Genomic DNA, 14,749 nt, shown 5'->3' with positions numbered 1-14,749 from the left:
CAATAATGTTCTAACAAAAATTAAGTAGGTGTACTATGAATGATATACACAAAACAATTCTGCGATGCACTGTTGTGAGTCTATGTAGTGTGCCTGTTTTTATTAGCCTGGACGCGCTATCCGCTCCCTCACCTTGGTCTGTTGGTGTTGGTGCTGCTTATTCCCCAAAGGTGTATAAAGGTACGCCGAGCAATAGAACGGTTATTCCTATTATAGGATATGAAGGTGAGCACTTTTTCTTTCGAGGGTTTAGTACTGGCTATCGTTTTAACCCTAGAAGGTCTGTCCACAACTTTACCATCCGAGCGATTTATGATCCTAGAACATTTATACCAAGCGATTCTAGTGATACTAATATGAAGTTGTTGGATGAACGTCGCGATACTGTATTGGCTGGAGCAAGTTATCAGTATTCGACTCCACTTGGTGTGCTTGAAGCTGGAGGGGGCGTCGATATTTTAGGAGTCCATAATGGATTTTATGGCGAAGTTAGCTGGAAATTGCCTATTAGGTTTAAACTAGGTGGGATCACTCCTGTTATTGGTTACTCATATAACGATAATAAGCTTAACCAACACTTATATGGTGTCTCTCAGTCTGAATCAGAGAGAACCAGTAATAATATCAGTGAATTTGATATCAATGGCAGTGGCCAATTTTTTGTGGGGCTTTCTGGGTATGTTTCATTAACTCGAAATCTGTTTGTGAGAGGTGGTATCAGATACACTAACCTAGAAGACGATATCGAAGACAGTCCTCTATTAGATTCTACCGTTTCAACCAGTGCTAATATTGGTATCGCTTATCGCTTTTAGTTACACCTTGCTACAAATAAGAAAGGAGACTTTATGTCTCCTTTCTTATTGCCAGTCTTGTTGCTAATTAAATGGTGTTTAGCGTAGCTTAAAGCAGTATTTAAGCATTGAATATTTGAGTGAATTCTGTGGCTGATAAGTGATACTGACGAGGACAGTTACGCCACGTTGTCAACATTCTACGGTATTTGTCTAGCATAGGCATTTGAGCATTAAAGTGATGTTCACTCTTATCAAATTGAGGGTAAAGCCCCTCAGAATCGACTAAGAATCGTACATAATTAACCAATTGATGCTCGCTTGCAATATCAAAGCCTAAGAACTGTAAGCGACGTTGGTCAACGTTACTTCTGTCTGCTTCGCTCAACATTTTATTGGACTCTTGCATAGCGTGATACATTTCCATGATGTTAATGACTTCACGGCACTCTTCTTCGGTAATGTTACCAAAATGTTTATCTAGCTCACGCATTTGCAATCCATAACCTCTTTCTACAATTGTCTGTAATCGGTTATATTTTGCTTCATTTTCTGGTCTAAGCTTTGACATAAGGTAATATTGATTTGAAAGAATTAGACGTTGAGCGTTGGTCATTTCCATTGTAAAAACCTCTGGGCTAAATTAAAAACTGTTATTGTATTAAGATTACCAGTATTTAACTGTTCGGCAACCTCTTCTCGATGTTATTGTCGCAAATGTTACAGTACTTGTCGTAAAGACAAGCAATAGCGATTTATTTTTTTATTTGTTGATAAATATAATGCTTATCAGAAAATAATCTTAACCATTCAGGTCGATAGACAGATAGTATAGCTGCCGTCATACCATTAAGTAATCCTTCAGGAAAGGCTAATAAAGGAAGAAGAACTAGGTAATTATCCTTTATTATGACCCAGTCATATTGATGAGTGAAATATTGCAGCAGAGTGTTCAAAACGAGGTGGACGCTACCTGTAATCGCACCATTCAAAAATCCTGCGATAAAGATAAATATGAATATATTTTTTGGTAAGTAATGAAAACTTACTATAAAGATAGAATAGCTAATAAGAATAGGTAGCAGTGATGAAAATAGTAAGTATTGCCCACTATTTAGAGGTTGAATTTGTCCAGTAATGATCAAGCCAATAATAACAGGAACAGTCAGTATAAAAGCGACCCTAGGGCCAAAAATGAGTGTGATAACTGTCAAGCCCAGAAAATGAACATTTAAACCTTCAATAACACCAGCCTGAGCGGACCAAAGTAAAAATAAGCCCAAAAGTGTTAAAAAAGTGAAGTGTTGAAACGGTGTATCACCAATGAGTTTGGGTAAAAAAAATTTTTTAAAATCATTTAGGCAATAATAGGCGATACATATAATCGTAACGAACGAAACAATTTGTATACCACTCATTATCGCCTCCTGTTCTGTACTTGGCTTAAACGCTGATACAAGAAAAACTGCCGACTCAGGCGGGAAGTTTTGTTAGTATTTTACGTTGTCGACATACTGTTCAAGTATCGCAACCATTTTATCCATAGTTTCTCGGCTTGGCGGGTTTACGCCTTCAAGTGGATAGTTATAGCCTAATGCTTCCCATTTATGCGCGCCTAACTTGTGATACGGCAATAATTCTACTTTTTCTATGTTGTCCATATCTTTAATAAATTCGCCTAGTAAATGTGCCGATTCTTCGTCATCTGTGTAACCAGGAACGATGACGTAACGGATCCATGTTGTTTGACCGATTTTTTGCAGATAACGCGCGAAATCTAAGGTTCGTCTATTTGATACACCTACAAAATCATGATGAATTTCATCTTTCATATGTTTGATATCTAACATTACCAAATCAGATGCTGCTAATACTTCATCAATAACCTCGGTATGCTTGCGGATGTAGCCGTTGGTATCTAAGCAGGTATGCATACCTTCCGCTTGCGCAGCGCGGAAAAAATCACGTACAAACTCAGGTTGCAACATTGCTTCCCCACCAGAACACGTAACACCACCGCCAGAGGCCTTCATAAAATGACGGTAAGATTTTGCTTCATTGATTATTTCTTCAACGGATACTTCTTTCCCGCCGTGCGTGTCCCATGTGTCACGATTGTGACAATACATGCAACGCATTAAACAGCCTTGCAGAAATACAATAAACCGGATACCTGGACCGTCTACGGTACCGCATGATTCGAAAGAGTGGATACGACCTGTTGTTGACATAAATTCTTCTCGACAAGTTTCTATACACGTTATTTTATTACACTTATAGCTTATAACCTAGTGTAACTTGTCTTGTCTGCCAATATTAACGATTAAAAAACCGCGTAAAAATACGATTGATTTTCATTGCGAATAATTAGTGAGGATTGTTTTTAAATAATAGAATTCTCAGTTGGATTTATATAGTGAGTCTCGGCTACTATTAAAAGATTGTTGCCGGGGAGAAATATAGACATGGATGTTTTTTTATTATCACAGAGAAGCAAAATTTGGTTGGTGTTGGGCGTTCTTGTTGCTGGATTTGTTGCAGTTGCCGGCTTTACCATGTCCAATTTAAAGCAAATGGGTGCTCAATATCAATTGAGTAATGAAGTGACCAAAGGTTCCGCTACCATAGAACAAACGGAAATTGACGTATTAAAATTGGTAAATGGTTTATCGTCGATGAATTCTAATCAGGTTGAAACTGTCAAACGTGCATTAAACAACATAGAACGGCAAGCAGAACAAGATAAACGTTATTTAGACACTGTTGGTTTAGGCGCTCAAGCTGATGAATTTCTTGCATTGATAGAACGATATAAAAATTCTATGCAACCGTGGATTGAGATAAAGAGTGAACTTGGTTTTAATGCAGATGATGGTAATTTATTAAAAATTAAACAATTAGCAGGCGTAATAGAAAAAAAGATCGCCGAAACCGGGATGGTGACCTTAACTTCCGATTTCCAAGTTATGATCAAGGCTCAACAAAATTACCTTCTTAGTCCTAGCGACCAGAATTTGAAGTTATTTAATCGTGCTAAGGCAGGTTTTATTAATGTGTCTAATACTTACGCAATGCTGGAATTATATGAGCAAGAGCTGCAAGAATTTACTGATATTTTCGAACGTATTTCACTCCTATCAGAACAATTAATTACACTTGAAAGTGACTTGTATTCTAATCAAAAAGCGGTGCTTACAACCGTTGATCAGATAACTCAACAATTGAGTGCGATTAGTGAACGCTATCAACAATCTGCACAAGAGAAAGCTGATTCTTCATTTTGGGCGATTTTAACTGCGTTCATAATTCTAATAATGATTACTGTGGCTATTTTTGCCACTTTGAGCCTATCTATTACACGCTCTTTAGCGGCAACCAACAAAGCATTAAGTTCGATGTCGAAAGGGGATTTATCGATTAGGATGAATGAAACGTCTAACAGGAAAGATGAGTTTAACCAGTTAGCGCATGCCATTAACCAAACATGTGCGAATTTGGCTGAATTAGTAAAAGAAGTGCAGGGCAGTAGCAAAGCACTCTCTAGTAACGCGGAAAAACTCAATCAAGGTATTGATAAGGTGGTTTCGAGTCAAGAGGATGCGATGGAACAGACGCAAATATTAGCGTCCGAGACAGAAGAAGTAAGTGTTACCACTCAGCAAGTCTCTAGTAGTTTGGAGTTGGTTTCTAAAGTGAGTAAGTCATCGGTACAATCAGCCGAAGATGGAGGGAAAATAATTACTTCTGCCATTGAATCGATAGAAGAAATTGGCACTGTATTAACTCATGCTGCTTCACATATTCGGCAACTTGAAAAAGCATCAAATAAAATTGACTCTGTGATGGATATTATCAATAGCATCGCTGAACAGACCAATTTATTGGCGTTAAATGCGGCTATTGAAGCTGCTCGCGCTGGTGAACAAGGTAGAGGCTTTGCAGTGGTAGCGGATGAAGTAAGAAGTTTGGCAGTTAGAACCGTTCAAGCGGTTGCAGAAATCTCTACCACTATTGAGACATTAAAAACAGAAAGTTCAGAAGTAATTCAGTACATTGCTAAATCTGAACAGTCTATGGATATTGGACGGGAACGAAGTAATGAGGCGGTTGAAGCCCTACTTGATATAACTGCTAAAGCGGAAGAAGCCAGTAATCAAACTGACTTGATTTTTGCATCAATTCGTGACGTTGCCACTACGAGCCAATCGATGGCAGCTGGTATGTCACACATTTCGAGCTCAATGGCGTCTATCGCTCAAAGTAATATTGAACTTAAACAAACAAGTCAACTGGTCGACCAAAGGTCGACGACTCTTAACCAAGAATGTCAGAAGTTTACTTTATAATCACTGAACTATTTAAGATTTTGATATAGATGAAACTAAACTTACAGACAATATCAAAAGACAATTTGTACTTTGATATTGTCAATTGATATTAAAGCCTGCAAGCTGTTTTATCCAAACTGCAACTTTACTGGGATTGGTTGTGGGCCAGTTAATAAATGAGTCAGCCAAGGCAATCAGTTAAACAAGTGAAAAGTTAATCGGTCATATAAGCAACAAAAAAGCCTCACATAATAGTGAGGCTTTTAGCTATATAGGCCGCTTTATACTGTGGCCTACACTTTACGTGCTACTGAATTATAGAGATTCAGTGAACGTACGTGCGATTACGTCAGCTTGTTGCTCTGCAGTAAGAGAGTTAAAGCGCACCGCATAACCAGATACACGAATTGTTAACTGAGGATACTTCTCAGGATGCTTAACAGCGTCTTGTAGCGTTTCGCGGTTAAGAACGTTAACGTTAAGGTGTTGACCACCTTCAATACCTGTTTCATGGTGGAAATAACCATCCATAAGGCCGGCAAGGTTCGCTTTTTGAGCGCTATCATCTTTACCTAATGCATTAGGTACGATAGAGAACGTGTAAGAAATACCATCTTTTGCGTCAGCAAACGGTAGTTTACCTACTGATGTTAAAGAAGCTACCGCCCCTTTTTCATCACGTCCGTGCATTGGGTTAGCACCTGGAGCAAATGGAGCACCAGCACGGCGACCGTCTGGAGTATTACCTGTTTTCTTACCATATACCACGTTTGAAGTGATCGTAAGGATAGATTGCGTTGGAACAGCATCACGGTAAGTTTTCAGTTTACGGATTTTACCCATAAATACTGACACAAGTTCACAAGCGATATCATCTACACGAGGATCGTTGTTACCGAATTTAGGATAGTCACCTTCGATTTCAAAGTCTACAGCAATACCGTCTTCGTCACGAACAGGCTTAACGGTTGCGTATTTGATTGCAGACAGTGAGTCAGCAGCAACAGATAGACCAGCAATACCACAAGCCATAGTGCGGTACACATCGCGGTCATGTAGAGCCATTAGTGACGCTTCGTAGCTGTATTTATCATGCATGTAATGAATGCTGTTTAGAGCTGTCACGTATTGTTTAGCGAGCCAGTCCATGAAATGGTCCATCTTGTCCCAAAGTTCATCATAAGAAAGAACTTCAGAAGTGATTTTTTCCATTGTAGGGCCAACTTGAGCTTTAGATTTTTCATCAACACCACCGTTGATAGTATAAAGCATTGTTTTAGCAAGGTTAGCACGAGCACCGAAGAACTGCATTTGCTTACCAACAACCATTGGCGATACACAGCAAGCGATAGCGTAATCATCAGATTCCATATCTGGGCGCATTAAATCATCGTTTTCGTATTGAATAGAAGATGTATCAATAGACACTTTCGCACAGAAACGTTTAAATCCGTCAGGTAGTTGCTCAGACCAAAGAACCGTAATGTTTGGCTCTGGGCTTGGGCCCATGGTGTACAAGCTGTTTAGGAAACGGAAGTTAGTACGTGAAACCAGTGTACGTCCGTCAAGACCCATACCACCCATTGATTCTGTTGCCCAGATAGGGTCACCAGAGAACAATTCATCGTATTCAGGCGTACGTAGGAAACGAACCATACGTAGCTTCATTACGAAATGGTCAATCATTTCTTGAGCTTGAGCTTCTGTGATTTTGCCAGCAGCGATATCGCGCTCGATGAAAATGTCTAGGAAAGTCGATGTACGACCAAGAGACATTGCGGCACCATTTTGAGATTTAACTGCAGCTAGGTAGCCGAAGTAAGTCCACTGTACAGCTTCTTGAGCCGTTGTTGCTGGGCCTGAAATATCACAGCCATATTTGGCTGCCATTTGTTTGATTTGACCCAAAGCGCGATGTTGCTCTGCAATTTCTTCACGAAGTTGCATAGTCGCAGTAAGGTCTTCACCGTTTTCAAATTTTTCTTGTAGAGAAGTAAACTGAGCCAGCTTATCTTTCATCAAGAAATCGATACCGTAAAGCGCAATACGACGATAATCACCGATGATACGACCACGGCCATAGGCATCTGGTAAACCAGTTAAAACGCCAGATTTGCGACATGCTAAGATATCAGGAGTATAAATATCGAAAACACCCGCATTATGAGTTTTACGATATTCTTTATAGATTTTGCTAACCATAGGATCAAGTTCACGATCGTATGCTTTCGCAGAACCTTCAACCATGCGAATACCACCATTAGGAATGATAGCGCGTTTTAATGGAGCGTCAGTTTGTAGACCAACGATGGTTTCTAAATCTTTATTGATATAGCCAGCATCGTGTGCAGTGATGGTAGAAATAACAGAAGTGTCGAAATCAACAGGAGCGTGAGTGCTGTTTTCTTGTTTAATGCCTTCCATTACTTTATTCCAAAGCGTGTTCGTTGCTTCAGTACCTTCAGAAACTAGGAAAGATTCGTCACCTTCATAAGGTGTATAGTTTTTTTGAATGAAATCACGAACGTTAACTTCGTTTTTCCAATCTCCGTCAGTAAAACCTTCCCAAGCTTTAGCAAATTGCTCTGCCATGATATACCTACCTTTTTCGTAGAAAAATTACGTACTGTTTTCACTTGGTTAAAGCTAGTGCAGAAGCACGCAGTACACTCTTTAATTAATAACAATATGTATGCTCAATGTTTCATCATTAAACCATAGATATTGTCACCAAAATTGCCAATTAATTTCTTCCTTCAAATTATATTGTAAAATTTCAAAAAAATATACAATAAAAAATGGGTAACAAGGTAGCTACCCATTTTTTCTCAATTATAAGAAGCCGGGAATGCCGTATTTGCCTTCAAACATACCAACCGCAAGCATAGCGATTAGACAGATAACGAGGACACCAGCAGGAATGACTAGCTTATCAATTACGGATAGTTTTTGAGCACGTTCTTTATTGCCAATCAAACCGTTATTATCTAATAACATAGTCAGAGCCCACGCCAGTACTGGGTTTACGACTGCAGAAGCGAAGATACAAATCCCAGCAGAGTGTGAATCTTTTGTGTCTTTAACCATCTGCATACCAGCTTCTAACAGCGGTAAAAATACACCAACTAATAGCGCGACACGCATAACAGGAGGCCATACTGCAACATCCATAGGGAAACCTAAGATTGCAATAATCATTACTAACAACCCTAGTAAAATGGCGCCTCCAGGTATAGGACGTTTTGCTATAGCGGCAGGGATCATGTACGTGCCCCATGACGAAGTAATATTTCCTCCACCAACAGCGGTACCGACCATTTGACGGATAGAACACATAGTCATTGTGTCATCCACATCCATCAATACGCGCTGAGTTCGTCTAGGGTAGTTGAGTTCTTGGAAGATACGGTGCCCTAAGAAATCTGGTGACCACATTGCTACAGCTAAAATGGCAAACGGCAAAGAAGCAATAAAATGTTGTAAATTTGGTAAACCCAACATCCAACCTTGTTCTGTACTGCCCCACCAATAGGCTGGATTTAGGTTAGGGAGGCCAGTTTGAGTTTCAAAAGTAAGATCGAATCCGGCACCAAAAATTAGAGCAATCAGCAGACCTGTGACCGCACAGGCAGGAATTGCTAACCAGCGTTTATTAATTTTAGCCAGAAAAGCATAAAGGACAACATTGACCGCCAAAACAATTAAACCTATGTACCCCATGCTTCCTTTGGCTATTTCTGCTGACTCGAGGCCAACTGCCCAAGACTGGATTTGAGCTATTTGACTCATTGTTCCAGTAAAGCCAAGGTAAACGAGTAAACCACCAGCAACTCCTTCACTGGTTAAATTGACGAGTTTGGAACCGCCTTTGAAGTAACTTAATAGTAAGCCAAAGACACCGAGCAAAATAGCAAGTGCTAGTGGATGTGCACCAGCTAAAGCAATAGTACCAATAAGGGGAATCATTGGGCCATGGTTACCGGCAAGGTTAGCACGTGGATTAATGAAGCCAGAAGCAAGGACACAAAAAAGTAGAGCAGGAATGAGCATTTCAACTCGAGCAACCTCGATAGCGAACTCTTTTCCTAAAGAGATATGATCCCATGCTTGAGTTAAGCCATCAGCCCAAGACATCATTACAGCAGAGTACATGGCGATAATGCCAATAGTGCCGGCAAGCGCAGGTACAAGATCTTCAAGTTCGAAACGAAAATCGCGACCGGGTAAGTTCAACCCATAGCGACGTGGATTCATAATCTGAAGTTCGTGATCTAGGTATTCAGAGCGACTAGAGAACTCAGAAGCAGGGCGGTGCAGTTCTGAATAACTCTGCCCTTCTATTTCTGAGTGGTCTTTATTAACTACGTCTGACATAGATTCCTCATATATTTTTAGTTAATTGTTAAAATTATTAATTAGCTTGTCAGCAATTATGCTTTTGCTGTACCTATTGTTCATTCATGTAACACAAAGTTAGTGTGCTTAAAGAATATGTCAAAAAATAGAGATATGGGGGTAAATTTACCTCACTATTTGAGTGTGGAGTGTATCAAGCTACCTATTTTGGGTGGTTGATCTCGATCATTTATTGAAAATTAGTGAAAAAAAACTACATAAATAATAAATTTCATTCGCTCGGTGGTGGCTTTTGTTGTGAAACTTAGTCTGCCGTTGGCTGTGAATATTATTTTTAAAAGTATCAATGACGACTTAAAAAGTGGCGAGAGCATAGAAAATAACGATTTTAAACCGGCTTTTAACGAGAGTTTATTTTTTATTATTCTGTTTTATTTGTCTTTAGTGATGTGAACGTCTAGAAATTTCTTTTTTATTAATACTAAAAGTTGATAATATTCAATCACACAGTGTGAATTAACTTTATCTTTACAAGGTGTTGCCGTTTTGTTTAGGTTAAAATTGCTGTTTTATGCGCATTCAATTGGTTTTATAGCCTGCAAATGAATAAAAATTCAGCACTATTGCTTGTGTATGGCTTTCATATCAGTTAATAATTTGTTGCATGTTATCAGTTTGAATGCTAATTTGTATCGATTAAAGAGGTCGGATAACCTCAGTATTTGCACAGGGAGTAGTGGCGCATGCATGATGTTCCAGCGCTGAACATAAAAGATGTACACAAAACATTTGGCCAGAATGAAGTACTTAAAGGTATTTCACTTGAAGCACACAAAGGTGACGTAATTTCGATTATTGGCTCATCTGGCTCTGGCAAGAGTACCTTCCTCCGTTGCATCAACCTATTAGAGACACCTACCGCAGGCAAAATTTGGGTTAATGGCGAACTTATTGAAATGAAAAATAATCGCCAAGGTGAGTCTGTTCCTGTCAGTGAAAAACAAGTACAACGTATTCGTTCACGTTTAGCGATGGTTTTCCAAGGTTTTAATTTGTGGTCTCACTTAACTGTTCTAGAAAATGTAATCGAAGCCCCTATTCACGTGCTAGGTGTTCCTCGTGCAGAAGCAATAGAAAAAGGCAAAGCCTTGTTAGATAAAGTTGGCTTATTAGAAAGAGAGGGCTACTACCCTGGTCATCTTTCTGGTGGTCAACAACAACGCGCTGCCATTGCTAGAGCACTAGCGGTTGACCCAGAAGTTATGCTGTTTGATGAACCTACATCAGCTCTCGACCCGGAATTGGTTGGAGAGGTGTTAGGGGTTATGCGTGATCTTGCTGACGAAGGGCGAACTATGTTGGTAGTTACCCACGAAATGGCCTTTGCGCGTGATGTTTCAAATCATGTGATGTTTCTTCATCAAGGTGTAGTAGAAGAGGAAGGTAATCCTAAGGATTTATTTACTAGTCCAAGTTCCGCTAGGCTTAAACAGTTTATATCTTCAATCTATTAAAATGATCATCTATCGATAAAAATTTTTCGATGCGTTGTTGCACATAAATCAGGTACGGCACCGCTTTGAACAAATAGCTAAAATTTTCTAAAGTTAAAAGGTTTTTTAATCGGTTATTACACTAAACAATAACTCAAAAACGAAACCGACACGCATATACACAGGAGTATGGAAATGAAAAAGTGGTTATTAGCGGCAACATTGGCAGCTACAGCGTTAACAGCAACGGCCCAAGCAAAGGATTGGAAAGTGGTACGTTTTGGTATTGAAGGGGCATATCCTCCTTTTAGTAAAACAGAAGCGGATGGTTCACTAAGTGGCTTTGATGTGGACATGGCCAACGCGCTTTGTACTGAAATGGCGGTAGAATGTAAAATCGTACCGCAGGATTGGGATGGCATTATTCCTTCTCTACTTGCACGTAAATACGATGCGATAATCGCTGCTATGTCTATAACGGAAGAGCGTAAGCAGAAAGTTGATTTTACTGGTAAATACGCTGTTATTCCAAATAAATTTATTGCTAAAAAAGGCGCAGGACTTGATTTTTCTAACCTTGACGGTGTGAAGATTGGCGTACAGCGTGCAACCACTCATGACAAATATATAACGGATAACTACAAAGATGTAGAGATCGTTCGTTATGGTTCTTTCGATGAAGCTTACCTTGACCTAAATAATGGCCGTATTGCAGCTGTATTAGGCGATGCGTCAGCACTTGAAGAAGGAGTGCTCAACCAAAAAGGTGGTGAGGCATACGAATTTGTTGGTCCTTCACTTACTGACCCTAAATGGTTTGGTGATGGAATGGGTATAGCGGTACGTAAGCAAAATAAAGATTTAACTGCTAAGCTAGATGCTGCAATTATTGCATTGCGTGAAAAAGGTATTTATCAAGAAATTCAAGCTAAATACTTTAACTACGATGTTTACGGTGACTAATACGCGAGTGTGACTAATTAGCTGCCGTAGTTAATTAGTCTAGAGAGGTGGCAGAAATGTCACCTTGCTTTTCTTGAATGTGGCTATTCAACAGATAATTTCATCGCTTAAACTTATGTCGTTTTGGATGTTTAAGTTTGCATGGAGTCCCATGTTGAATAGTTATAAATTCAGTCAATCATATTACTGAGTAATGGACTACTTACCATGTTCGACTTACAAGGGTACGAAGCTTCTATATTAAGTGGTGCACTGCTCACCATTGAAGTGGCAGTTTTATCGTTAGTATTAGCTATGATTCTCGGAATGGCGGGTGCATTGGCTAAAATGGCACCTTATCGCTTTGCTCGTTCTATTGCCACCTTATATACCACCGTTATTCGCGGTATTCCCGATCTCGTTTTAATGATGTTGATTTTTTTCGGTGGCCAAATTTTACTTAATAATAGTTTATATGCGGTCAATGAATGGTTAAATGAGTGGATGACTTCATCCGATCCTAGCCATGAATGGACAGCATACCTACCGGATTACATTGATGTAAGCCCTTTTGTAGCTGGTGTATTAACGATAGGCTTTATTTTTGGCGCATACATGGCTGAAACCTTTCGTGGTGCAATGATGGCCGTTGATAAAGGCGAGCTAGAAGCGGCTAAAGCGTATGGAATGAGTGGTCCAATGGCTTTTAAGCGAATTTTATTACCGCAAATGATTCGTCATGCTTTACCCGGCTTTGGTAACAATTGGTTAGTGTTATTAAAAACAACAGCATTGGTTTCAATTATTGGTTTAGAAGATATGGTTAGAGTGGGTTCGCTTGCTGCGGGTTCAACTAAGATGCCATTTACGTTTTATATGACGATTGCCATCATTTTCTTGATTTTCACTAGTATTTCCACTGGATTACTTAAACTAGCGGAACGTAAGTTCAGCATACATACGAGGTAGTCATGGATTTTTCATTAATTATTGAAAGTTTACCGATATATTTTGAAGGATTATGGACAACCGTTTGGTTGGTTTCTATCTCTTTGATTTTGGGGTTATGTATTGCAATTCCTTTAGCTATTTGCAGGAACAGCCATAATCCTTTATTGCGCTTTCCTGCTTGGGCTTATATTTATTTCTTCCGAGGTACCCCGTTGTTGGTGCAGTTATACCTAATTTATTATGGTATGGATCAGTTTATGGCTGTCAAAGATACCTTATGGGAAAACGCTTGGTTCTGTGCACTAGTGTCTTTTGTATTAAACACGTCTGCTTATAGTTCTGAAATAATACGCGGATCGATCAATGGGCTGCCAAAAGGCGAAGTGGAAGCAGCAAAAGCTTACGGTATGAGTACATGGAAAACTTACAAACGTATTGTTTTGCCTAGTGCTTTACGTCGTTCGCTGCCTGCTTACAGTAATGAAGCGATATTTATGCTACATGGCTCTGCGGTGGCGGGGATTGTTACTATCCTTGATTTGACAGGTGCTGCTCGCTTGGTGAATTCGCGTTATTACGCGCCTTTTGAGTCTTTTCTCACCGCAGGATTATTCTATATGTGTGTGACGTTTTGTATTCTTTGGATGTTCAAAAAAGCAGAGAAAAAATATTTGGCTTATATGAGACCGCTAAGCTGAGGTTTTTATCTAATCAATTTGGCTCATCATCTTAACCAAAAAAGCCCTAACGAATGAAACTGTTAGGGCTTTTTTATAGGTTTTGCTCAGAGATTAACGATTATTCGAATGTCGACCAAATAGGAGCGTGATCAGATGGTTTTTCAATGCCGCGTAACTCATAGTCGATACCTGATTCGATGCATCTTTCTGCTAATTTTGCAGTGGCGAGTACCACGTCAATTCGTAGGCCTCGGTTGTCATCAAAGCCACGTGAACGATAATCAAACCAAGAGAATAGGTTATCCACGTCAGGATGAAGATTCCTAAAGGTATCTTCAAAACCCCAGTCTAGTAAAGTACTTAGCCACTCACGTTCTTCTGGTTGGAATGAACATTTACCCGTTTTCAACCAACGCTTGCGGTTTACTTCACCAATACCAATGTCTAAATCGATTGGGCTAATATTAATGTCGCCCATTACTATAATATTATCTTCGCTAGTATGATTTTGGTTAAGGTAGTCCATTAAATCTTTATAAAACTGACGTTTATATGGATATTTGGTTTCGTGTTCTACATTATCACCTTGTGGAAAATAGCCATTTAAAATGGTGGTTTTTTCGCCGTTTTCATCGGAAAATGTTGCCATAATCATACGTTTTTGATGGTCTTCATTATCGCTAGGAAAGCCATACTGTACGGATATTGGTTCTTGTTTACACATCATCGCAACACCGTAATGGGCTTTTTGGCCATGAAAGTAAACTTTGTAGCCCATTGCTTCAACGGCCTCTATAGGGAAAGCATCGTTGTGTACCTTAATTTCTTGTAGGCCAATAACATCGGGTTGATGCTTATCAATAATAGCCTGCAGTTGATGAAGTCGAGCTCGTAATCCATTGATATTAAAACTAATTACTTTCATGTTGTTATGTTATCCTTTTGCATCTATTTTGCTGATCTTTTTATTTCAAGTAAACCGAGTGGGCTAAATGAGTGTTGTTAAAATGAGTACCGTATTTTCACTCATGCTACTTTTCTTTCATGGCTCTGTTGACCTCAAGATATTAGCATTTTTAAGGCGCAAGTTGTGGCAGAATTTATTCGTTAAGGTGAATGGAAAAATAACTCACTTCTTAGGTAAACTTATTGTCGAAAATGCCGATAAAGTAAAAATAGTACAATAAATAGTAAATAATAATAAT

13 protein-coding genes are annotated in these 14,749 nt (G+C 39.3%); 7 read left to right on the top strand and 6 right to left on the bottom strand.

Features of this window, described 5'->3' with window-relative positions:
- The first annotated feature begins 35 nt into the window (after positions 1-35).
- The gene (locus R3X26_RS01230; RefSeq protein ID WP_317715296.1) at positions 36-815 is read left to right on the top strand and encodes a MipA/OmpV family protein; all 780 of its coding nucleotides are present in this window, start codon (positions 36-38) and stop codon (positions 813-815) included.
- Between the two features lie 100 nt (positions 816-915).
- Here R3X26_RS01230 and R3X26_RS01225 read toward each other — a convergent pair whose 3' ends face one another.
- From R3X26_RS01225 to pflA, 3 genes are all read right to left on the bottom strand, one after another.
- A complete protein-coding gene (locus R3X26_RS01225; RefSeq protein ID WP_317715295.1) occupies positions 916-1,416 on the bottom strand; it encodes a YfbU family protein in 501 nt (166 codons plus the stop codon).
- Positions 1,417-1,549: 133 nt separating this feature from the next.
- A complete protein-coding gene (locus R3X26_RS01220; RefSeq protein WP_317715294.1) occupies positions 1,550-2,212 on the bottom strand; it encodes an energy-coupling factor ABC transporter permease in 663 nt (220 codons plus the stop codon).
- A gap of 72 nt (positions 2,213-2,284) precedes the next feature.
- Positions 2,285-3,025 (bottom strand): pyruvate formate lyase 1-activating protein, encoded by a 741-nt coding sequence (pflA, locus tag R3X26_RS01215; protein ID WP_317715293.1) that lies wholly within the window; start codon positions 3,023-3,025, stop codon positions 2,285-2,287.
- 234 nt (positions 3,026-3,259) lie between these two features.
- Between pflA and R3X26_RS01210 the strand changes: the two genes are divergently transcribed.
- Positions 3,260-5,140 (top strand): methyl-accepting chemotaxis protein, encoded by a 1,881-nt coding sequence (locus R3X26_RS01210; protein ID WP_317715292.1) that lies wholly within the window; start codon positions 3,260-3,262, stop codon positions 5,138-5,140.
- A gap of 297 nt (positions 5,141-5,437) precedes the next feature.
- Here R3X26_RS01210 and pflB read toward each other — a convergent pair whose 3' ends face one another.
- Complete coding sequence (pflB, locus tag R3X26_RS01205; RefSeq protein ID WP_317715291.1) at positions 5,438-7,714, bottom strand: formate C-acetyltransferase; 2,277 nt, start codon at positions 7,712-7,714, stop codon at positions 5,438-5,440.
- Positions 7,715-7,954: 240 nt separating this feature from the next.
- Entirely contained in the window at positions 7,955-9,496 is a 1,542-nt protein-coding gene (locus tag R3X26_RS01200; protein WP_317715290.1) for a DUF3360 family protein, read from the bottom strand.
- Positions 9,497-10,221: 725 nt separating this feature from the next.
- Between R3X26_RS01200 and R3X26_RS01195 the strand changes: the two genes are divergently transcribed.
- The 4 genes from R3X26_RS01195 (at position 10,222) to R3X26_RS01180 (ending at position 13,562) form a co-directional block, all read left to right on the top strand.
- The gene (locus R3X26_RS01195; RefSeq protein WP_317715289.1) at positions 10,222-10,992 is read left to right on the top strand and encodes an ABC transporter ATP-binding protein; all 771 of its coding nucleotides are present in this window, start codon (positions 10,222-10,224) and stop codon (positions 10,990-10,992) included.
- A 174-nt stretch (positions 10,993-11,166) separates the two neighbouring features.
- Entirely contained in the window at positions 11,167-11,934 is a 768-nt protein-coding gene (locus R3X26_RS01190) for an ABC transporter substrate-binding protein (protein WP_317715288.1), read from the top strand.
- Between the two features lie 207 nt (positions 11,935-12,141).
- Positions 12,142-12,882, top strand: coding sequence for an ABC transporter permease (locus R3X26_RS01185; protein ID WP_317715287.1), 741 nt, complete (start codon positions 12,142-12,144; stop codon positions 12,880-12,882).
- Positions 12,883-12,884: 2 nt separating this feature from the next.
- On the top strand, positions 12,885-13,562 hold the full coding sequence (locus R3X26_RS01180; RefSeq protein ID WP_317715286.1) for an ABC transporter permease: 678 nt from the start codon (positions 12,885-12,887) through the stop codon (positions 13,560-13,562).
- A gap of 100 nt (positions 13,563-13,662) precedes the next feature.
- Here the strand turns inward: R3X26_RS01180 and xthA are convergent, their stop codons facing one another.
- Entirely contained in the window at positions 13,663-14,469 is an 807-nt protein-coding gene (gene xthA, locus R3X26_RS01175; RefSeq protein WP_317715285.1) for an exodeoxyribonuclease III, read from the bottom strand.
- A 67-nt stretch (positions 14,470-14,536) separates the two neighbouring features.
- On the opposite strand from xthA, the gene R3X26_RS01170 reads away from it, so the two are divergent.
- The gene (locus R3X26_RS01170; RefSeq protein ID WP_317715284.1) at positions 14,537-14,731 is read left to right on the top strand and encodes a hypothetical protein; all 195 of its coding nucleotides are present in this window, start codon (positions 14,537-14,539) and stop codon (positions 14,729-14,731) included.
- Positions 14,732-14,749 lie beyond the last annotated feature (18 nt).

Source organism: Vibrio sp. TH_r3 (assembly GCF_033101115.1).
GTDB lineage: Bacteria > Pseudomonadota > Gammaproteobacteria > Enterobacterales > Vibrionaceae > Vibrio.
Note: the sequence above shows the minus strand (reverse complement) of the source record. Positions and strands in the feature narration are given on the sequence as shown.